Consider the following 19,018-nt stretch of genomic DNA (forward strand, 5'->3'; position numbering starts at 1 on the left):
CGCGGACCTGAGCTTCCTCGATTCACGCCGTCGTCATGCTCGTCACTCGGGAGCGAGACGCGACGTCGCCCCGGGACCCGCTCCTCGTCGAGCACTGATGGCCCGGGCGCGAGGCATGAGCCCGATAACCACCGGCTCTGCCCTGCCAAACGAGATTCAGATCCGAAGAGGAACCTATGCTCAGCGAGCCCGTCCCCCGACCACCCGCCACCGGCGTCCCCAGCGCGCAGGATCACGGCCGACGACGACGTATTCGTCACGCCGTGCTCGCCTCCATACCCGTCCTTCTCCTGCTCGCAGGGTGCGCGTCCAACGACTCCCTTTCCCAGCAGTATAGGGATGGCAACGAGAAAGGCTTCATCGCGGGAGACTTCCAAGTCGTCGAGATCCCGCAAGACGAGCGCGGAGAGCCGGTGACATTCGAAGGGGTCACGGAGACCGAAGAGGAAGTCGCGAGTGACGACTACCGCGGCGACGTCCTCGTCGTGAACTTCTGGTACGCCGCATGCGGCCCCTGCATTGTCGAGGCGCCATACCTCGAACAGGTGTGGCAGGACTATCGCGACGACGGCGTGGCCTTCCTTGGCGTGAACACCTACGACCAACCCGCCACCGCGCTCTCGTTCGCCAAAGACAACGGCGTCACGTATCCGAGCGTGATCGACGTCAACGACGGCAAGGTCAAGCTGGCCTTCGCTCAGGTGACGCCGATCCAAGCCACGCCGACCACCCTGGTCATCGACCGCTCCGGCAGAGTCGCCGCCCGCGTCATCGGTCAGCTCGACAGTGCCTCAATCCTCGCGACGCTCGTCGAGGACGTTCTCGAGGAGAGCGTCCCATGAACCCTGGAACGCTTATCGTCGACGGAGTTCTGTGGATCGCCATCCCCGTGGCGATCCTCGCCGGGCTCGTCTCCTTCGTCTCACCGTGCGTCCTCCCTTTGGTGCCCGGGTACCTGGGGTACCTCGGGGGAACTGTGCGGCCAGAACAGGGCAAGAGCGGAAGCCGAGAGTCGCACCGCGGTCGACTGATGCTGGGGGTGGCGCTGTTCATCGCAGGTTTCACGACCGTCTTCGTCGCCGTGACCATCCTCGGCGGTGCGTTCGGCTTCGTGCTGCTGCAGTACGCGAACATTCTCACCAGGGTGTTCGGCGCCGTCATCATCGTGATGGGCTTCGTCTTCATCGGACTCTTCGGCGTCGCGCAGCGAACGATGCGCCCACGGATCGGCAGTCGTGCAGGTCTGGTCGGCGCCCCGCTGCTGGGGTTCGCACTCGGAGTGGGGTGGACACCCTGCATCGGCCCGACACTCGCCGCAATCATCTCGATGTCATGGAACTTGGGTGACCCCGCTCGAGCCGGCCTGCTCGGGCTGGCGTACTCCCTCGGCCTCGGTATCCCCTTCATCGTCCTCGCCGCCGGGTGGGGATGGGCGTCCTCCTCGCTCGCCTTCCTCCGACGCCATGTCCGCACGCTCAACCTCATCGGCGGAGCGATGCTCGTCGCTCTCGGGATCCTGATGGTCTCCGGCCTCTGGACCGCTCTCATGTCCCAACTTCAGCAGGTGATTATCAATGTCCCGCTCCCTCTCTGACCCCGACACCAAGGGCGATCCGCTCCGGCCAGCCGACCACGCCGATACCGGCGCAACATCTGGGGTGACGAGCCCGGCGCTCAGGGTGACCGGCTGGCTGCGATGGGGGTGGACACAACTGACGAGCATGCGCACCGCCTTGTTGCTGCTTCTGCTCCTCGCTGTCGCAGCGATCCCCGGTTCACTGTTCCCGCAACGCAGCGCAGACCCCAACGGCGTGGTGCAATGGCGAAGGAACAACCCCGATGCGTTCCCGCTCGCGGACGGCCTTGGACTGTTCGACGTCTACATCTCACCGTGGTTCTCCGCCATCCATCTTCTGCTGTTCGTCTCGCTCATCGGGTGTGTGATCCCGCGTGCGAAGCACCACTATGTCGCGCTGCGGTCACGACCTCCGCGCACTCCGTCCCGACTGTCGAGGTTGCCCGCTCATCGCGAGAGGTTCATCGCTGGGAAGGGTGGCGATGCTGAGGGGGCTGTCTCCGCGGCTTCCGACATGCTGCGCAGATCCGGTTACCGCGTCGAGCGTTACGACCAGGGAGGCACCTACTCGGTATCAGCAGAGCGCGGCTACCTCCGTGAGACCGGCAACCTCGTCTTCCATGTCGCGCTCGTCGGGGTGCTCCTCTCGGTCGCAGTAGGCGGATCCTTCGCGTACACCGGACAACGAGTCGTGGTGGAGGGGACGACGTTCGTGAATGCTCTGAGCGATTACTCGTCCTTCAACCCGGGACGATTCGTCGACGGCGCGGGACTTGTTCCGTACTCGCTCACGCTCGACGACTTCCGTGTCGCCTATCGACTGCCGGGCACACCGGGCGCGGGACAGGCAGAGAACTTCGATGCGCAGATCACGGTCCGCCAGCCGGGCGAGCAGGACAGTGAGCGCAGCGTTCGAGTGAACTACCCGACCACGATTGCGAATGACCGGATCTACCTCCTGGGGAACGGGTACGCCCCGACGCTGACCGTGAGGAACGGCGACGGCGACGTCGTGTTCAGTGAGTCGCAGCCATTCCTGCCGCAGGACTCGAACATGACCTCCCTGGGCATCATCAAAATCCCGGACGGGCTACCGAAGCAAGTCGGGCTCGTCGGGTTCTTCTACCCCACGCAGGGCACTCTCCCGTCAGGTGCGTTCACGTCCATCTACCCCGACGTCGTCGATCCCGTGCTCACCTTCAACGTCTTCAGCGGGGACCTCGGCATCGACGACGGCACGCCGCGCTCCGTCTACACGCTCGACGTGAGCGGACTCGACCAGGAGACGGGCGGCGACAGCGGCACCGACTCGTTGGAACTCCGACCCGGTGACACGGCCGACCTCCCGAATGGCTGGGGGTCCGTCACGTGGGAGATCGCGGAGGAACAGCAACCAGTGAAGCGATTCGCCTCGCTGCAGATCCAACAAGATCCGAGCAGTGGGGGAGTGCTCCTCTTCTCGGTGATTGCCATGGTGGGTCTCTTCGCAGGCCTGTTCGTACCCCGGCGTCGCGTGTGGGTGAAAGCCCGCGACGGGATCGACGGCATCCACATCGAGTACGCCGGCCTCGCGCGCGGCGACGACCCCACGCTGCAACGAGCGGTCGACGATCTCGCACATCGTCACTCGACTTCGCTCGGCGCGGAGCCTGTGAAGCCCGCCGGCCACTTCTGACAACGACCAGCAGCACGACACGACCGAAAGGAACCCGTCATGAATCAGCTCAGCCTCGACGGCATCTCCCTCCTCCTCGTCTGGACCGCGATTGCCACCTACCTCCTCGCGTTCACCGCGTACACCATCGACCTCGCGCAGCGCAGCGCCGCACCGGTTGCCGTTCCCGTGCGAAGATTGGCGACCGTCGGCGGGCGTGGGCCGGCATCCTCGTCCGAAGAGCTCGCCGGAGATGTCCCCGGCGCCGACACCGCTCTACAGCGGCCACCCCGACGCTTGTGGGCGCGAATCGGAACGTCGCTCACGGTTCTGGCGTTCCTCTTCCAGCTAGGAGGAACTCTCGGCAGAGGCATTGCGGCCGAGCGGGTCCCGTGGGCCAACATGTACGAGTTCGCGCTCACCGGGACGCTCCTCATCGTCGCCGTGTACCTCGTGGTGCTGCGGCTGTACGATCTTCGATTCTTGGGCGCGTTCCTGCTCGGAATGACCGTGCTGCTTCTCGGAGGTGCGACTCTCGGCTTCTATGTCGAGGTTGTGCCGCTGATGGATCCGCTGAAGAGCGTGTGGCTGGTGATCCACGTGTTCGTGGCTTCGCTCGCCACAGCTCTGTTCGCTCTCGCCTGCGGCGTGTCAATCACCCAACTGATGCAGGGTAGGCGCGAGCGTCTCCTCAGTGACGCTCCGGACGCGCGAAAGCAGAAGCGCGGTCCTCGCTTCCTTCGCACGATCCCGTCCGCGGACGCGCTGGAGACCCTGGCGTACCGCTTCACTATCGTCGGCTTCATGTTCTGGAGCTTCACCCTCATCGCGGGAGCGATCTGGGCGAACGACTCGTGGGGTCGCTACTGGGGATTCGACGTCAAAGAGGTGTGGACCTTCGTGATCTGGGTCCTTTACGCGGGGTACATCCACGCGCGCGCCACCCGGGGGTGGCGTGGTTCCCGGTCTGCGTGGCTGTCGATTGTTGGGTTCGCAGCAGTGCTGTTCAACTTCTCCGTCGTGAACATCTACTTCCCGGGGCTCCATTCCTACTCCGGGCTGACGTGATCCGGTGGGGCCGCGGTGCTATCTCACACGTAGACGCCGCGGTCCTCCATGAAACGCACCGGGTTGGTGTAGCCACCGTTGAGGTACACCTCGAAGTGCAGATGGCACCCGAAGGATCGCCCGGTGTTGCCCGCGTATGCGATGACCTGTCCCGACTCGACCCACTGACCGCGACGAACGGCGATTCCGCCCGGCTTGATGTGTGCGTAGCCCGAGCTCACGCCGCCACCGTGCTGAATACGGACGTAGTTGCCGTAGTTCCCGTTGGCTCCGGCATAGTCGACTGTTCCCGAGTTCGCGGCGTAGATCGCCGCACCGCATCCGTTCGCCAGGTCTGCGCCGTAGTGGTAGCTCGATGAGCAGCCCTGGGGTCCGCAGATCGGGGTCCGTGGACCGTAGCTCGAGCTGCGTGCGCCACCGTGCGGTCGAACCCACCCTCCGCTACCGGCCTGGCCCCCTCCGCCCCCGTTGCCGCCGCTGTTCGCCGCGGCTTCGGCGGCTTCTCTCTCCCGACGAGCCTTCTCCTCCGCGGCACGCGCTGCGACGCCGGCCTGGTAAGCGGCAACCGTTTGCGCGGTCGTGTCCTGAAGCGCCGCGAGCTGTGCCTTCAGCGTCTCGAGGTAGGTGGTCTGCTCGTCGAGCGCAGCCTGTGCGGCGTCTGCGGCTTCCTGCGCTGCTGTCATCTTCTGCTCCGCGACCTGCTGCAGTCGGTCGCGCTCGTCTCGAGCGACGACCGCCTGATCTGTGAGCGACTGTGCCGCGTTCTTCGACGAGATTGCTTCGTCGTAGACCGCGCGGTTGTACTGCATGAACTTGTCGAGCGTTCCCAATCGCGACAGCAGCTCATCCGATTCGGCTGCAGAGCCTGCGAAGAACAGCTGCAGCGTGGTGTCGTCGCCACCGTTGCGATAGAGCTGCGCCGCCAGCTGTCCGGCTTTCCTCGACGCCTCCTCAGCGATGAGGGTCTGTTCGTCGGCTTGCGCCTGCAGGTCGTCTGCGACCCGGATCGCCTCGAAGTACTGCTGCTGCGCTGCGTAGAACTCGTCGGATGCGAGCAGTGCTGCGGCCTCGGTGTCAGCGACCTTCTGCGTCAGCGACTGAATGAGGCCTTGGATGCGTTGAACTTCGACACCCTTCGCTGCCTCGTTGCCCTTGGCGCGCTGAACGTCGTCCCACGACGGGTACGTTGCGGCATGTGCGATGGAAACGCCGGATCCGACCCCGAACGCTGCGAGCGCCACCACGCTCAAGGCGCCGAGCTCGAAGACGCCGCGGCGATTGATTGGGCGCTTCCACAGTCGATCCCTCTCGGCGGGTTTCGGGGCACAGCCGCAGTCATCAGCAGCCGACGCGGAAGCGAGATCAGCGGCTGTCGGGCGTATCGGACTCACGCGTTTGGCTCCTCATCGCTGGGATATCGCCTTCAAGTTACATCACGAATTCGTGATGTATCGTCAATTCGGAGAGAGTGTCGTCGTCGTAGACTCACTATGGTGACGCGAGACATGCACTTCGATGCGGCGACGATGTTGCCGTCGAGCGCAGCCGTTCGGCTGGCGGAAGTCATGCACGGCCTCTCCTCTCCGGTGCGGCTGCGGATCCTCACCGCGCTGCGACAATCGTCGCTGACCGTCACCCAGCTCTGCGAAGCTGTGGGAGCTGGTCAGACAGCCGTGTCGAACCACCTACGGCTGATGCGCGAGCTCGGCCTCGTGTCAGGAAATCGCGACGGGCGCAACGTCCGCTACGACTTGTACGACGACCACGTCATGGCTCTGCTTGATGGCGTGCTTGGCCACGTGGCGTACCTCCCGACCGGTGTCGAGACCAGTCCACAGGACAAGTAGCCGGCTCGCTCTCTGGTTAGGGACGTGCCGTCTCGAGAGACGACAGCTCCAGTTCTATGAGCTCTCGTACGAACTCGCCGAGAGCGCCTAGCACGAGCGCGACCTCCGAGCTTGAAGGAGGGACGTCGCCATGCACGAGACGACTTCGGACGTCGTACGCATAGCTGAAGAAATCACGCGCCGTTCGATCCAAGAAGGTGCGCGGGTTCAAATGGTCTGCGAGTCGGGCGCTCGCAGAGCTGATGCTCTCCTTGTGCAACGATCCGATCCGATTCTCCAACGACTTCTTACTGATAGGTGACAGCGTCTGATCGGCTCGGACTACGGCGGCAAGTCGGCGAAGAGCGATTCGTTCCTCACTAGAGACCTTCTTGCGGACGACCATGGCTTCGGCGGCGGACGTGAGCATGAGAAGACGGGCGTCATCCGTGGGCATTCGCCAACTGGCAACATATAGGTCGAATGCCAGAGAACCGTGCGGTGAGGCGGTCGCGGAGCGCATCGCGCGCTGGAACGTCGCGCCCACGGTCTGCGCGGGCGTATGAGCGCGAACTGTTGCGCTCAGTCGAGGCACGACGATGTCCTCCGATGTCAGGTGCACCGTGACCCCCGGGCGAAAGCGGGCAGCGCGAACTCCTGTCGGGAGAGCCTCATTGAGGTCGCGCAGCGCGGTCTCAGACATCCCAGCGGATGCCTCGCGGGACAAGAAGTCGAAGTAGATTCCTGTGCGTAAAGAAGTGAGCCGCAGCGCCGGAAGAAGTTCATTGGCCCGTTGCTCCGCTATTTCAGCGGTCGGGTAGCCGGATCCGCAAAACGCCGCTCTCTCGGCGTCCGCGAGCGGCCCATTCGACTGGAGCCAGATGCTCTCGCTGTTCGACTCTGATAGCGAGAGTCGACTCTCGGCGGTGTCCGGATTGCTGTTTCCTACATGCAGCGGTACGCGGAACGAATACATGGAGCGAGCGTATCGAGACTGCGGCCGGCGCGGCCCGCTTCAGCCGGGCTATGGTTCGCGTTGCCGGCGACGCCTTGAGGCGGGGCAGTGCAACTTCGGGCTGGCGAGCAGGGTGCATCGCTACTCTGGTCGCAGGTGGCGGAGGAGGCAGACGGTGAATACGAACGACACACCTGTCGAGATCTCGGAGATCAGCGAACAGCGATTCAACGCTTTCGTGGTCTGGGCCCGGGGGGCGGGCCCACTTGCGCCGACCAAGGAAGTTGCGTGGCTGGAGATCCGACCCGCTAAGGTGCTCGGCGTATTATTAGTTGACTCGACCGACCGCGAGCTCCACAGTTGCGTGCTCGCTCCCGACCTCTCTGGACGCTATCGGGGAGTCAGGTTGCTAGGCCCACACGCAGATGTACGTGCCGCGGTGAATGCGACTGCGGAAGCTATGGCGAATGTTCACGCGGACTACGACAACTCACGCACTCAAGGCGATGAGAGGCCTTCCGAGAACTTCTTCAGAGTGGCTTCGAACGAGGATCGCTTGCACGTTCGATTCAAGTACCTACGAGATCAGACGAGTGCCGTCGCTGCGCGTCGCCTCATAGAGGTCGCCATGCGTTGGTACGAGAACCAAGATGGAACCTTCGTCGAGCAGTTTCAGACCACTGCCTTCGATGCCAGGGTGTGGGAACTATATGTATGGGCGCTGATGCGTGAGGCGGGTCTACGAGTCGAACAGCCCAAGCCCGCGCCAGACTTCCTTGCACGAGGTGTGTTCGGAGATTTCTACGTCGAGGCAACGACCGCGAACCCGCCGCCAGTGCACAACGTGCCCGTTCCGCCGGAGACGGCTGACGAGCTTTTTGACTATGCGCACAACTACCTGCCGACTCGCTTCTCCGGCCCGCTTGTTGCAAAGCTCAGAAAGCGCTACTGGGAGCGAACCGGAGCGCGGAAGATACCCTTCGTGATTGCTGTGCAAGACTTCCATCAGGACCTGTCGATGACGTGGAGCCAGCCCGCGCTGTACGAATACCTCTACGGTGTGCGCATCGAAGATGTGGAGCGGGATGGAGTCGTCCGCCAGGTCGAGGTCCCCGTCGGAACACTTAAATGGGGCACGAAGGAGCTTGAGTCCGGTTTCTTTAAGTTGCCTGATTCGGAGCGGATCAGTGCCGTGATCTTCAATGCAGCAGGGACACTCAGCAAGTTCAATCGCATGGGCATCGCGGCGGGGATGGGGGAGTCATCGCTGTTGGCGTTCCATCGCGGTTCTCGTTACGCGGAAGACAACTCGGGCGAGGTTGTGCCATTCAGTCAGCAGGTGGGTGAGGGATATGAGGAACGCTGGATTGATGGCACCACTGTCTTCCACAACCCCGGGGCGCTCTACCCGCTTCCGCCCGAGGCCTTACCGGGTGCGGCGCACGTTAGCGAGCGAGCCGGCATGCGGGAGCAATCTTCTCCTGCCGGACATCTCGTCACCAGCACCACGAGCTTGGTGCTCCCGCAAGGATGATCTCGGATCAGTTACTCCATGACCAAGCGTCGTGTCGCGCGTCCCGTAGCGCTTCATCAAGGCGCCCCTCGATAAGCCGCGTGATGTTGCGGGGCGGATCCGCTTCGGGCAACGAGACGTTCAACCACTGCGCCCATGTCCAGGAGTCGCTTACGCCGGTCTGGAGGGTGAGAAGAACCTCCCGCAGACCTGGAACCACCTCGCCGTCGTGCAGTTGAAAGACGGGGAAGAGGTAGACGCCGTCTTCGGTGCGCAACATGAGGAGGCTGAGATCGTTCCCAGCCTCCATGACCTCAGCCTCCGTCCGTCCGAGGGTGCGGGCCATGCTGGTCACCGTGTAGCACGGACCGACGATCTCAGCCCAGGGGTTCGGTTCCTCCTCGGTCACGGCTCCTTCTCGGGTTTCCGGGTGTGGCGGCGACGAACGTCTTCGATGATCTCGTCGAGGGTGCGGCGGCCCTCGATGTAGTTCCAGGCGTCGCGGATCGCATCACGTGTCGGAGCGAGGCCGTCGAGGCGGCAGGAGTGGAACGCTTCGAGGACTCCGTTCAGCCGCTCCTCTCGCGTACGGACGTGGTCATCGTTACCCAACGGGGAATGCCGCCTCTCTCATCTGCTGGACCGTGGGGACCTCTAGGCGCAGCGTCCGCAGGTCGAGGAACGCGAGGCTGCCCTGCATCGTGTCTCGTCCGAAGCTCGCCACGCGGCGCCCGTCGTCGGTCGCGCCGCCGCCAGCAACATGCATATGACCATGCATCAGCAGTCCTGGTCGGATGGCGTCCCAGACTTTGGCAACCCGCTCGCGTGACTGTGCGGACTCTGCGAGCGTTTCGTCAGGGAATCCCATCGGGTTGGACCGCAGCACCTCTTGTACGGCGCGAACGGGCGTGCGGGCAGGGGACTCGTGCGTCAGCATCAGATCAGCGGGACCACCAGCGATGGCCGCGGCCACATGAGAGTCATCGATGCGCTCATCGGGCCACCATCCGGCGCCTTCTCGTCGCCAAAGCCTGTCGACGGAGGCTGCACCGCCGAGCGACAGCACCGACCGTCCGCCAATGGTGAGCCTGGCGGGCCTTGCCAGGAGCCAGGTGAGCTTCGAGACTCGGACGGCTGAACTAGGCTGCTCGTCGAGGAGCGGCGTGACGTCCGACCACGGTTCGTGGTTGCCGAGCGTCACATAGATGCGGTCGATGTTCGTGTCAGCGAGTGCCTCATCGACGGCATCGGGATCGATCCACCAGTCACCGAGCTGCAGGATCGTCGTCACGTCCGGTGCCAGCGCCGGCAGGATACGAGAGAGCGTCCTGACCCAGCCGACGTTGCCGTGCCAGTCCCCGCACACCGCCACGCGCTGATCCGGGAGATCGATGGTCGACGCGCGTTCAAGTGCTCTCACTGAGTCCTCGCAGCCTGGTGGGCACGAGCGCGCTCGCGGAATGTCGGGCCAACCCGGAGACTGCGCTCAACATCTTTGTCCCAGCTGATCCATCCGCCCCGTTTCCACTGAATCGCTACGTGGAGGCGAAACGCGTGAAGAATCGCGGTGCGAGTGACATAGTTCAGGCCAGCGGGCCACTCAGGGTGCAGAGGCTTGTCGTTGAAGAGAGCAGCGAACAGCTCCTTGAACGTGGGTCCGCCGCCGGTTCTTCGCCGCACAGTGGCGACGAAGATGCCCGCGGCAAGACCGAGATGGTCTGCGCGCTTCTCCTCGGTGAGCGCTTCGAATGCGTCCTGCCACTCGCGGGGCGCCTCGACATCGGTGGCGATCCACCAGGTTGGTGTCAGATCTGTCACATTCACTCCAGACTCGGGGCTGAAGGGCATGCATCGAGCCGCCCCGGGGTCTATGCACAGCGCCGCACATGCAGATCGTCAAACGCGAGGCGTCGGCCGTCGGTTGATGCGTCGTGGTGACCGATTCTGCCACATAGACATATCCATGGGTCAGCGCCTTCATCGGATCGTTGGAGAGTGATGAGGACGGACGTGAGTGCTGACGACGAGTGGCAGAAGTTCGCCGCAGAGCTTGGTCTTCAGATCCGTCGTCTGCGCGACGCGAAAGGCTTGTCGCAAGAAGCGGTCGCCTATCGTGCGGGTCTAGCTCGATTCACGTATCAGCGCTACGAGCGTGGCGAAGCGCAGTCCGGTGCACCCTCAAACCCCACGTTGCGAACGCTCCTAGCCTTGGCGCAGATCTTCGAGGTGTCGCTTCAGGAGTTGGTACCGGCGAACCACCCGGACGTGACGGCTCGCTGAGGAAGCCAGACCCTACCGGTCTTGGTCGCGTCCGTCTTCGTTCTCGATAAGGCCATACGGCGGGTAGTCAGGATTCTGCGAGTATCGCACGACGGTGTGTTGAGAAGCGACCGACGGCGGCTGGTTGTCGACAAGAATGATCTGAGCGCCGGGGTGCTTCAAAACCCAGTCCGAGACATGCATGTAGATGTTCTCGACGATGTGTCTGCTTCGCGTCGTGATAAGGCGTCCGAGCTCTTCGCCCTCCCTGTCGGAGCTACTGGGCGTCTCAGGCGCGGTGGTGACGACTGACCCTGGGACCAGATTCTTCTGCGGGCTGTCGATAATGAGAAAGCCGGGATGTCCCATTCCCTGCTCGAACGCGAGCTCGAAGAGCGCGAGCTCCCACGCAAGGGCGATGAGCGTCATCGCCCCAGATGAGCCGACTCGGTCATAGCGTCGGTCACGCACATAGGGGATGAGGTTCCTGTCAACCCGAACGAGATCGATCTTCGGATAGTCGAAGTCTCGAAGGATCTCATGAATCCGGTCACCGATCCTAGCCAGAATCGTATCCCGCGGGGTGGCTCGCTTTAGGTACTCAGCCTTCCTCGACCGTGCTTCCTTGAGAGCTGCTGAAGTCTTCAACAGCTCCACTTCCTTCTGCTGTAGCTGGAGCAGCATCTGGCGTGCCCGAAGCATGGTCTTGAGGTCTACCCGAGCATCGCCGAGCGTTTTCTGTATCTCGTCACGTTGTGCGAGGAACGGGGACACGACTTGGCGCGAGACGCTGTCTAGAGCAGACTGAGCCTCCTGGACCTCATCATTTGCCGCACTCAGCTTGCGACGAAGCTCGTCACCTTCTGCCCTCACCTCCTGCGAGAATGCGAGTAGCTGATTCAGCCGGCGGACGAGGTTGCGTCGTTCGGTCGAAAGGTCGGGAGCTTCATCTTGCGGGGTGTCATCCGAGGTCAAGTCCGAGTGGCACAGCGAGCATCGCTCACCGGCGACGGTCGGTGAAGTTTTCAAGTGGCTTTGACACGCGGGACATGTAACGACGGTCAGCGAGTCAAAGAGGCTGACAGACTCGGCAACAAGGTCGAGTCGGCGGATCTCGTCCGCATACTGAGCGCGGAGCGGTTCGAGCCGCAGCGTCAGAGTCTCTCGGTCACGCAGCTCAGTCTGGATTCTCCGAGCGTGATTCGTGCTCCGCGCGAACGCCGCGCGAAGCTCGGTCGTGAAGTCGCCGCGGGCGGAGATGTCGGCGTCGATGCTCCGCCTCTTGGCGTTGAGCTCAGCGACCCGTATCCCTAGTCGGTCCGACTCGGCAGTGATTTCCTCGAGCGTCGTGAAGCCCGCGTCCGTCATGAAGGTGCGAAGGGTCTGGACGGCGCGCGACAGTTCGCGTTCCTCAGCTCCGAGCTCTTCTACCGCACGCGACAACGAGGACTGCTGGTTATCGGATACTCCGAAGAAGAAGTTAACGACCTGATTCAGCTTGATGGAGCGCGCGGTTTGGTTATGGTAAGTGAGGTCACCGTTGTCAAGCCGTCGGTTCGATAGGAACCACAGGGGCTGTAGATCCCGGAAGCTCAGCACGCTTGTCTTCGAATCCGTCTGCGTTGGTGCTTCGTCCAAGCGCAAACCGGCGAGGCCGCACAACTGGAGTAGGTAGTGCGACAGAGAGTCGGTATCCGCGGGGTCTGAAGTGAACGACCTCACAGGGGTTCCAGACATGCTGTCCAAATCGCCGGTGTAGAGGTAAGCGGCAGTCTTCTTCGACCCGAGAGCTCGCTCGATAACGTATCGACTCGCGGTGTCTCCGGTAGATCGCGCGTCTGCCACGTCGATGGCGAGCTGAGCCGAGCGTACGTTCGCCATGATCTCGTCGTGTTCAGGGTGCTCCTTCGCACCGAGACACCAGTCGATGAACTCGAGCACCGAAGTCTTTCCAGTGCTGATCTCGCCGGCGATTATCGAAAGCTGACGGATCACGTCGGCATCATTCCGGTCGGTGAAGTTGACTCGATATGAGTGGTTTGGCCCGACCAGACGGAGGCCGCGGACGTTGAATGCAGGGCGAGTGGCAGTCATTGGTAGTGGTCCTAGAAGAGCATGTCGCGTGATGCGAGGCCGGAAGTCTCCGCCTCGAACTCGTGGTATGTGGGGGCGTCGATGAGGTCGAAAAGCATCGGGTCGACCCGGAGCCAGGTCTCGAGGCGTTGGCGCATCCTTTGAGCCGAGAGCCGCATCACCAAGGGGCCCACAGTGGCCACGCTAAGCCGATACGCATCCGCATAGACCGAGCAGAGTCGCTCGGCTGACTGTTCGCCAAGCTCAGTGAGGGAGAAAACTCGTTGCCTGTCAGCGACGAAAAGTCGAACAAGTCCAAGGGAGACCAACTGAGCGACATCAGACGCTACTCGCTCGCGACGGGAGACAAACCGCTGACTAGGGGAGGCGTATGTGATGGAGTGGCGCCCAAACCCTTGAAGGCGAAGTTCGTTTGCTTCCGGCGAGTCGTCGCCCACCACAAGGAACGGATTGGCCGAGAGAAATTCGATGATGGAAAGGCGCTCGAGGTCGACTCGATTCAGTGGAGGCTGAACGCCATCGAGGACGAGAAGGAGCTGCGCCATGCGGAAGGCCGGGACGGATTCAGCCCTGAGCGTGGATGCGGCGTTATCCATGAACGCGGTCGAACTAGTCATCAGTGTTCTCCGTCTCATCATCGACTTCGCGCCCGGTCGCTGGCTTCGACAGGGAGGTGCGAGATCGGTGGTCCTGCGCGACTTCTCGCCAATCCCGAACCCATCCAGCGCGTCCGTTGTCCACAGCCTGATGAAGCAGGCCAACGCCGTGAATCACATGTGCGCGCAGGCTCGCCGCTTCGCGCACATGACTGGCTTCGATCCCGGCAAGCGCTTCTCCGTACAGCCGAGGAAACCGTCGCTCGGGCGACGTCTGACATGCAGTGTTGAATGCGACCGACCACGTCGACGACACGGCAACTCGCCACGTCGATAGGGCGGAGACTTCGGTCGAAAGACCCTTGTCTGTGACCTCGCGTTCGAGGATTTCAGCGTTGAAGAACGCTTCCCTCGCTGAGCGGGTTTCAGGTAGCCCGGCTTCATCCAACTGGCGCACGAAGAGGGCGCCGTCATACTTCGACTCATCGACAAGTTCCTCGAGCCCGCGTTCCACTTCGTCCTCGGAGCGTTCGGGCACCGCAAAGACAGGAGAGAAGTAGAACCGGCGCACGTCCTCACCAGCAGTGGCCTGGAGTCGCCGCCGGAGGCGCCCGCCCGACTCCAGTTCGATGGTTAGGTCATCCGCTTTCGCCGTGCGCTTCTTCCACCCGTTCCACCACTTGAGCATTGGACCGTCGAGTTCGCACGGGACGCACAGAGTCCACGACGCAATCCTGTAGCCATGCTCGTGTGCTGCCTTTTGCGCGGACTTGTACGACTCCCGCACTTCACTCTGCTGCGATGGTCCGAAACCGTTGATGAAGTACTTCGACTGCCAGACGTGAACTTCACCAGCCTCGCCCAAGTCCCCTACGAAGGCGTCGATGCCCCAGTCGCCCGGATTCGCCTGGATCTCTTGAACGTCGGGATGAACGATGCCCACGATGTCCGCAACGAGTCGTTCGGGTCTGCCCCGAGTTTGGTTGACATCTGATCTGTGAGGATTCGTCCTCGCTGGAAGGATGTTCCTGTGGCAAAGCCGTACCCCAAGGAGTTCCGCGACGATGTCGTGGCCGTGGCCCGCAAGGGCTTGGCGCCGTTGGCGCAGATCGCGAAGGACTTCGGTATCTCCGAAGGCTCCCTCGCCAACTGGATGAAGCAGGCCGATATCGAGGACGGCAAGCGGTCCGGGCTGACCGAGGACGAGCGCAAGCAGTTGCGTGATGCGAACCGGCGGATCCGGCTGCTGGAGCAGGAGAACGAGGTGCTGCGGCGGGCCGCGGCCTATCTGTCGCAGGCGAACCTGCCGGGAAAATAGTCTTCCCGCTCGTCCACGAGATGGCTGCGGCCGGCGCTCCTGTGAGGGCGCCGGTCGCGGTGGCGTTGCGGGTCCTCGGCCTATCCAGGCAGGGGTACTACCAGTGGCTCAAAGATCCGGTCTCGCAGCGGGACTGGGACGATGCGCACCTCATCGATGTGCTCTACGACCTGCATGCCGGTGACATCACCCTCGGGTACAGGTTCCTCACCGACGAGCTCGACACCGAGCACGGGATCGTCGCCAGCGAGAACCGTGTGCACCGGCTGTGTCGGATCGCGGGGATCCAGGCGTCGCACCACAAGAAGCGGAGCAAGCCCGGCAGCACCGGCCCGGCACCCCACGATGATCTCCTCGCGGTGGTCGATGAGCATGGTGTGGTGCGGCACGAGTTCGTCGCCGACGCGCCGAACAAGGTGTGGCTGTGGGACATCTCGGAGCACCCGACCCGGGAAGGCAAGCTCTACATCTGCGCGATCAAGGACGTCTGGTCGAATAAGATCGTCGGCTACTCCATCGATACCCGCATGAAGTCGTCCCTGGCACGGGCGGCGATGCGCAACGCGATCGCGTTGCGGTCCCCGCACGGCACGATCTGCCACTCCGACCGGGGCGGCCAGTTCCGCGCGAAACGCACCCAGCGGCTGTTGCGCAACAACGGCCTGGTCGGGTCCATGGGCCGGTCTTACGGGGCCGGAGACAACGCGAGCATGGAGAGCTTTTTCAGCCTGCTCCAGAAGAACGTCCTCAACACCAGACGCTGGGACACCCGCGAGGAACTCCGCCTCGCGATGGTCATCTGGATCGAGACGAAGTACAACCGTCGACGTCGTCAGCGCGGCCTCGGCAAACTCACCCCCATCGAGTTTGAGATGATCTACACGGACGCGAAAGCGGCCTGATCACCCCAAACCCCGACTGTCAACAAGACTCGGGGCAGACCCTTCGAACGCGTCGCGAGCGCCGGCCGGGCCCGAGAACCGAACCTCAAGGAACCGGAAATCGACGTCGCCGGCTCCGAGCACCGCAATCTGACTTGACACTCGCCCCCCCGCCTGTCTGTAGCGTCAGCATATCCATAACCCATTCCCGCGCATGTTCCGACGGCAGGTGGTCATGTTCCGCCACGATCCGTGACCGCTCGCGGCGCCGCTATTGTGTGGTGCGCCAATTCGTTGCGTCCCGCTGTGTGGAATGAGCCTGGCGGAGATCTGGTAGGCGTGGACGGGGCGTCGTGGTACGAAACTCGGTCGTCGAAGATCACGGAGTGGACCGGAGTTCTGGACCGGACTGCCCGCGGGAATCCCGCGCCCATCGCGGACGGTACAGATGGCATGACTTTCTGACCGGCACCGCGCATGATCTCGGTATGAGTTCCCTCACCTTCGCCTACGCCCGAATCTCAACAGCTGGTCAACGCCACGACTCCCAGCGCTCCGTCCTCGACAGCGCAGGTTACGACCGTCTCTACGAAGACACCTGCTCCGGGACAGTCGATCCGATGGAGCGTCCAGGGTTCACACGTCTCGTCGATGCTGCACGACCCGGCGACGAGCTCCTCATCTTTCGACTCGACCGTCTCGGGCGTTCCGCCGCCAGCGTGCTACGGACGGTCGAAATGCTAGACGAGCGAGGAATCACGCTTCGCTCCATCTCCGACGGGATCACCACCTCGGGTCCGACCGGGAAGCTCGTGCTGACCATCATGGCCGGCGTAGCCAGCCTCGAGCGCTCGGTGACCGCGGAGCGTTCAAAGGAGGGGATCGCCGCGGCACGTGCTCGGGGCCAGCACCTGGGGCGTCCAAGTTCCCTCACCCCGGACCAGCAGTCGCTCGCCAAGCGGCTCCGTGCCAGCGGTGAGTCGTACAACTCCATCGCTCGCGCGCTCGGCACGTCCAAGACGACCGTCATCCGCGTGACTCGGCAAGTTTGAGTGTGGAAAGGCCCCGTCCGGACGCGCGGGGCCTTTCTGGCTCACGCGGTGGCGGGAGCCAGCGGTAGGTTTCGGTCATTCGAGGGCAGAGCCCCGCCTTGAGGCGGTCCATCTGGTAGAACTCCTCCTCCGGCGTGCGCTCGATTGCTTCGAGCCTCGAGACGGTCCCAGAAGGCGTTACGGTACTTGGTCATGTTGTCTCCATCTCGTTGTCGATTGAAAGCTCAGCCAGCAAGCATGAGCTTGGCGAGGGAGGGGTCGTGACGCTTGCGCAGCTTCACCTTTCCTCCTCCTGTGGGGAGTTGAGTGCCCGATGGGCGCAGCGATGCAGGAATGCCTCTGAGGGTGGAGGTGTTCTGCAGCACGGCTCGAATACCCTCGGGGTCCTTGGGCTTGAATGGGAAGGCCGCCTCATCCAGCAGTCGCATCAGCTGCCAGCGCGCGCCGGAGGCTCCGGTCGGCGTCATCACCGGCAGCGTTACAAGGTCCTGTCGAACTGTGCCGTTCTGCGGGAACAGCGCTTGCCAGGTGACGACGCCGATCCTCGCCGCGGTGGGGTCGCCAGCCATTCCGGGAAACGACCGTACGGCACGCTCGACGGCGCGGGTCACGACCTTGAGGTCGGCGAGAGTGGTGTTGGGCTTGTCGCGGCGAGGAACGATGACGAAGACCGCCGTCAGACCGGACCATGCCATCGGTCGCTGGTGGAGCAGCTTCGCGAGGCGTCGGACCTTCGCGTCCATACCCGTGGTGGTAGCCGTGATCTCCACCAGCACCCTCAACCCGTCGGGGCGAATGAGGGTGAGGTCGGCGGCTGATTGTCCGCCGCGCGGGAGATCGGGCGCGCCCGGTACGGGACGTACGAGCAGTTCCCAGGAGGAGAGCTTCTCGCCGAGCACCATACCTACGTGCCCGTGCTCCGCCATCCGCAGGCCGAACTCCGTGGCGAGTACGTTGTGCCGCGCATACTGACGAGAAGCGTCCACACCGAGACCAGCGGTGACAGAGAACCACTCAGCCCAACCGAGCACTGACGTCAGATCTTGCACCGCCGCAGAGTCACCGGCAGGGCGGAGGAGAAGCTGCTCCCGCGGCGGAACGCTGCCCCAAGCGTGACCCCATCGACCGAGGTCGACCAGGCCCGCGTTCCAGAGCGCGCTTACGAGGCTCGTGCGACCGCGGGTCAGCCCTTCAACATCAGCGAGGGCCTCGACCTGTTCGATGGTCGCGGTTCGCCACTGATCCAGAACCGCCATAACGCGGAGTACCCGCTCACGATTTCGGGAAGCGAGTACACGTTCGCGTGCGTCCTCCTTCCGCATCCGAAGCCAGGAAGGCGCCGGCTCGTCGTCAGTGGAGGCCCAGCGACCGAGGGCTCGACCGTGCCATAGCTCGTAGGGATCACCGCGGCGCGAAGTGCGCCGGGGGTGTAGAGGTGTCCGAGAAGGCAGGGCGGCAAAGTTGACCTCAGTCATGCTTGCCCGAAGTCGTCCCGCCGGTAACCCCACGTGCACTGCAGCAGGCCGGCACAGAGGGATAGATCGCTGGCCGCAAGTGGCAGTCCTCACCCAGGAGGATGTCGAGAGCGATGAGGAGATCGTCACTGTCGCGCGATTCACGCACCAGATCCCGCACACAATCCTTGAAGCTGGTGCTCGCGTCATCAGCGTGGCCGTCTCCGTTGGCGCCTGTCTTTGAAGACGCGACGAGAGCTGGATCGTCTACCTTCCACGCGCCGTCGGTGGACAGTGCCAGGCGAGCTGCCCAGTACGCGCCTTCGTCGGCGGGCGTGTACAGGTCGTAGACACCGGGCGAATTTGGGCGCTCGTAGAGTGGTGCGCTGACTGTCTCCGACTCACTGCGAGTCTGCGTGCCTGAAGGACGCTGGGGCGCGTCACGGAACGTTTCTGGGTAGATGGCCAGAAGGGTCAGCCTCGCCCCTCGTCGACTGTAGCCACATCCACAGAGGGCAGCGCCGGGTGCGCGGTCGGCGGGAGGAACTGAATCGGTCACGGGTACCTACTCTCATGAGTGCGGTGCAGACGGTGTCTGCGTTGCGGTACCAAGTACTTCGCCGGGTGACCCCCAAGCTGCTCAGATTCGACGGATCATTCTCTGGGTGACGAAGTGACGAAGTGACGAAGTGACGAAGTGACGATTCGCGGGCTTCCTAGGGTTACCTCTCTAGGAAGAGATCTCTCCTGTAGAGAGGAATGCCCGAAACTC

At 63.3% G+C, this 19,018-nt stretch carries 19 protein-coding genes; 9 read left to right on the plus strand and 10 right to left on the minus strand.

All coding sequences use genetic code 11. The features are described from left to right. Window positions 1-176 precede the first annotated feature (176 nt). The 4 genes from BLU02_RS15290 to ccsB are packed head-to-tail and all read left to right on the plus strand — an operon-like array spanning window position 177 to window position 4,298. Window positions 177-842 (plus strand): TlpA family protein disulfide reductase, encoded by a 666-nt coding sequence (locus tag BLU02_RS15290; RefSeq protein ID WP_082066388.1) that lies wholly within the window; start codon window positions 177-179, stop codon window positions 840-842. Beyond that, on the plus strand, window positions 839-1,594 hold the full coding sequence (locus BLU02_RS15295; protein ID WP_045262772.1) for a cytochrome c biogenesis CcdA family protein: 756 nt from the start codon (window positions 839-841) through the stop codon (window positions 1,592-1,594). The genes BLU02_RS15290 and BLU02_RS15295 overlap by 4 nt, the downstream gene beginning before the upstream one ends. After that, the gene (gene resB / locus BLU02_RS15300; protein WP_045262773.1) at window positions 1,575-3,251 is read left to right on the plus strand and encodes a cytochrome c biogenesis protein ResB; all 1,677 of its coding nucleotides are present in this window, start codon (window positions 1,575-1,577) and stop codon (window positions 3,249-3,251) included. The genes BLU02_RS15295 and resB overlap by 20 nt, the downstream gene beginning before the upstream one ends. Before the next feature lie 39 nt (window positions 3,252-3,290). Next, on the plus strand, window positions 3,291-4,298 hold the full coding sequence (gene ccsB / locus BLU02_RS15305) for a c-type cytochrome biogenesis protein CcsB (protein WP_045262774.1): 1,008 nt from the start codon (window positions 3,291-3,293) through the stop codon (window positions 4,296-4,298). 23 nt (window positions 4,299-4,321) lie between these two features. On the opposite strand, the gene BLU02_RS15310 is transcribed toward ccsB, so the two are convergent. Then, the gene (locus BLU02_RS15310; RefSeq protein ID WP_045262824.1) at window positions 4,322-5,680 is read right to left on the minus strand and encodes a peptidoglycan DD-metalloendopeptidase family protein; all 1,359 of its coding nucleotides are present in this window, start codon (window positions 5,678-5,680) and stop codon (window positions 4,322-4,324) included. Window positions 5,681-5,803: 123 nt separating this feature from the next. Between BLU02_RS15310 and BLU02_RS15315 the strand changes: the two genes are divergently transcribed. Further along, a complete protein-coding gene (locus tag BLU02_RS15315; RefSeq protein WP_200838702.1) occupies window positions 5,804-6,145 on the plus strand; it encodes an ArsR/SmtB family transcription factor in 342 nt (113 codons plus the stop codon). Between the two features lie 16 nt (window positions 6,146-6,161). On the opposite strand, the gene BLU02_RS17480 is transcribed toward BLU02_RS15315, so the two are convergent. Continuing rightward, entirely contained in the window at window positions 6,162-7,100 is a 939-nt protein-coding gene (locus BLU02_RS17480) for a hypothetical protein (RefSeq protein WP_045262776.1), read from the minus strand. A 154-nt stretch (window positions 7,101-7,254) separates the two neighbouring features. Between BLU02_RS17480 and BLU02_RS15320 the strand changes: the two genes are divergently transcribed. Continuing rightward, on the plus strand, window positions 7,255-8,613 hold the full coding sequence (locus BLU02_RS15320; RefSeq protein WP_156149085.1) for a hypothetical protein: 1,359 nt from the start codon (window positions 7,255-7,257) through the stop codon (window positions 8,611-8,613). A gap of 7 nt (window positions 8,614-8,620) precedes the next feature. On the opposite strand, the gene BLU02_RS15325 is transcribed toward BLU02_RS15320, so the two are convergent. From BLU02_RS15325 to BLU02_RS15340, 4 genes are read right to left on the minus strand one after another with little or no spacing between them, the layout of a single operon-like run. Then, window positions 8,621-9,001: a hypothetical protein gene (locus BLU02_RS15325; RefSeq protein ID WP_045262777.1), complete on the minus strand. Its 381-nt coding sequence runs from the start codon at window positions 8,999-9,001 to the stop codon at window positions 8,621-8,623. After that, entirely contained in the window at window positions 8,998-9,204 is a 207-nt protein-coding gene (locus BLU02_RS15330) for an antitoxin VbhA family protein (RefSeq protein ID WP_045262778.1), read from the minus strand. The genes BLU02_RS15325 and BLU02_RS15330 overlap by 4 nt, the downstream gene beginning before the upstream one ends. Next, window positions 9,197-10,012: a metallophosphoesterase family protein gene (locus BLU02_RS15335; protein ID WP_045262779.1), complete on the minus strand. Its 816-nt coding sequence runs from the start codon at window positions 10,010-10,012 to the stop codon at window positions 9,197-9,199. Before BLU02_RS15335 ends, BLU02_RS15330 begins: the two co-directional genes overlap by 8 nt. Further along, window positions 10,009-10,440, minus strand: a complete 432-nt coding sequence (locus BLU02_RS15340; RefSeq protein WP_045262780.1) for a hypothetical protein — start codon at window positions 10,438-10,440, stop codon at window positions 10,009-10,011. Before BLU02_RS15340 ends, BLU02_RS15335 begins: the two co-directional genes overlap by 4 nt. Window positions 10,441-10,602: 162 nt before the next feature. Here BLU02_RS15340 and BLU02_RS15345 point away from each other — a divergent pair, with 162 nt between their 5' ends. Next, on the plus strand, window positions 10,603-10,872 hold the full coding sequence (locus tag BLU02_RS15345) for a helix-turn-helix domain-containing protein (RefSeq protein ID WP_231579208.1): 270 nt from the start codon (window positions 10,603-10,605) through the stop codon (window positions 10,870-10,872). 12 nt (window positions 10,873-10,884) lie between these two features. On the opposite strand, the gene BLU02_RS15350 is transcribed toward BLU02_RS15345, so the two are convergent. The 3 genes from BLU02_RS15350 to BLU02_RS17485 are packed head-to-tail and all read right to left on the minus strand — an operon-like array spanning window position 10,885 to window position 14,484. Beyond that, on the minus strand, window positions 10,885-12,945 hold the full coding sequence (locus BLU02_RS15350) for a hypothetical protein (protein ID WP_156149086.1): 2,061 nt from the start codon (window positions 12,943-12,945) through the stop codon (window positions 10,885-10,887). Window positions 12,946-12,956: 11 nt separating this feature from the next. Further along, window positions 12,957-13,562: a hypothetical protein gene (locus tag BLU02_RS15355; protein WP_052674578.1), complete on the minus strand. Its 606-nt coding sequence runs from the start codon at window positions 13,560-13,562 to the stop codon at window positions 12,957-12,959. Beyond that, a complete protein-coding gene (locus BLU02_RS17485; RefSeq protein WP_157547065.1) occupies window positions 13,555-14,484 on the minus strand; it encodes a serine/threonine protein kinase in 930 nt (309 codons plus the stop codon). The genes BLU02_RS15355 and BLU02_RS17485 overlap by 8 nt, the downstream gene beginning before the upstream one ends. 87 nt (window positions 14,485-14,571) lie before the next feature. On the opposite strand from BLU02_RS17485, the gene BLU02_RS15360 reads away from it, so the two are divergent. Together BLU02_RS15360 and BLU02_RS15365 are read left to right on the plus strand one after the other, a co-directional pair. Next, a protein-coding gene (locus BLU02_RS15360) for an IS3 family transposase (protein WP_157547066.1) occupies window positions 14,572-15,761 on the plus strand; the annotation gives its coding sequence in 2 pieces (ribosomal slippage) (window positions 14,572-14,850 and window positions 14,853-15,761; 1,188 coding nt in all). A gap of 467 nt (window positions 15,762-16,228) precedes the next feature. Then, entirely contained in the window at window positions 16,229-16,792 is a 564-nt protein-coding gene (locus BLU02_RS15365) for a recombinase family protein (RefSeq protein WP_045262783.1), read from the plus strand. Window positions 16,793-17,016: 224 nt separating this feature from the next. Here the strand turns inward: BLU02_RS15365 and BLU02_RS15370 are convergent, their stop codons facing one another. Further along, window positions 17,017-18,048, minus strand: a complete 1,032-nt coding sequence (locus BLU02_RS15370) for a hypothetical protein (protein WP_045262784.1) — start codon at window positions 18,046-18,048, stop codon at window positions 17,017-17,019. Between the last annotated feature and the right edge of the window lie 970 nt (window positions 18,049-19,018).

The sequence above is a fragment of the Microbacterium paraoxydans genome (assembly GCF_900105335.1).
Lineage (GTDB): Bacteria > Actinomycetota > Actinomycetes > Actinomycetales > Microbacteriaceae > Microbacterium > Microbacterium paraoxydans.

Bases quoted from the DNA above. Each gene is read 5' to 3' on its own strand.
- BLU02_RS15295 (WP_045262772.1), top strand. From the start codon at position 839: ATGAACCCTGGAACGCTTATCGTCGACGGAGTTCTGTGGATCGCCATC.
- BLU02_RS15340 (WP_045262780.1), bottom strand. From the start codon at position 10,440: ATGCCCTTCAGCCCCGAGTCTGGAGTGAATGTGACAGATCTGACACCA.
- BLU02_RS15315 (WP_200838702.1), top strand. From the start codon at position 5,804: ATGCACTTCGATGCGGCGACGATGTTGCCGTCGAGCGCAGCCGTTCGG.
- BLU02_RS15290 (WP_082066388.1), top strand. From the start codon at position 177: ATGCTCAGCGAGCCCGTCCCCCGACCACCCGCCACCGGCGTCCCCAGC.
- BLU02_RS15370 (WP_045262784.1), bottom strand. From the start codon at position 18,048: ATGGCGGTTCTGGATCAGTGGCGAACCGCGACCATCGAACAGGTCGAG.
- resB (WP_045262773.1), top strand. From the start codon at position 1,575: ATGTCCCGCTCCCTCTCTGACCCCGACACCAAGGGCGATCCGCTCCGG.
- BLU02_RS15365 (WP_045262783.1), top strand. From the start codon at position 16,229: ATGAGTTCCCTCACCTTCGCCTACGCCCGAATCTCAACAGCTGGTCAA.
- BLU02_RS15355 (WP_052674578.1), bottom strand. From the start codon at position 13,562: ATGACTAGTTCGACCGCGTTCATGGATAACGCCGCATCCACGCTCAGG.
- BLU02_RS17480 (WP_045262776.1), bottom strand. From the start codon at position 7,100: ATGTATTCGTTCCGCGTACCGCTGCATGTAGGAAACAGCAATCCGGAC.
- BLU02_RS15350 (WP_156149086.1), bottom strand. From the start codon at position 12,945: ATGACTGCCACTCGCCCTGCATTCAACGTCCGCGGCCTCCGTCTGGTC.
- ccsB (WP_045262774.1), top strand. From the start codon at position 3,291: ATGAATCAGCTCAGCCTCGACGGCATCTCCCTCCTCCTCGTCTGGACC.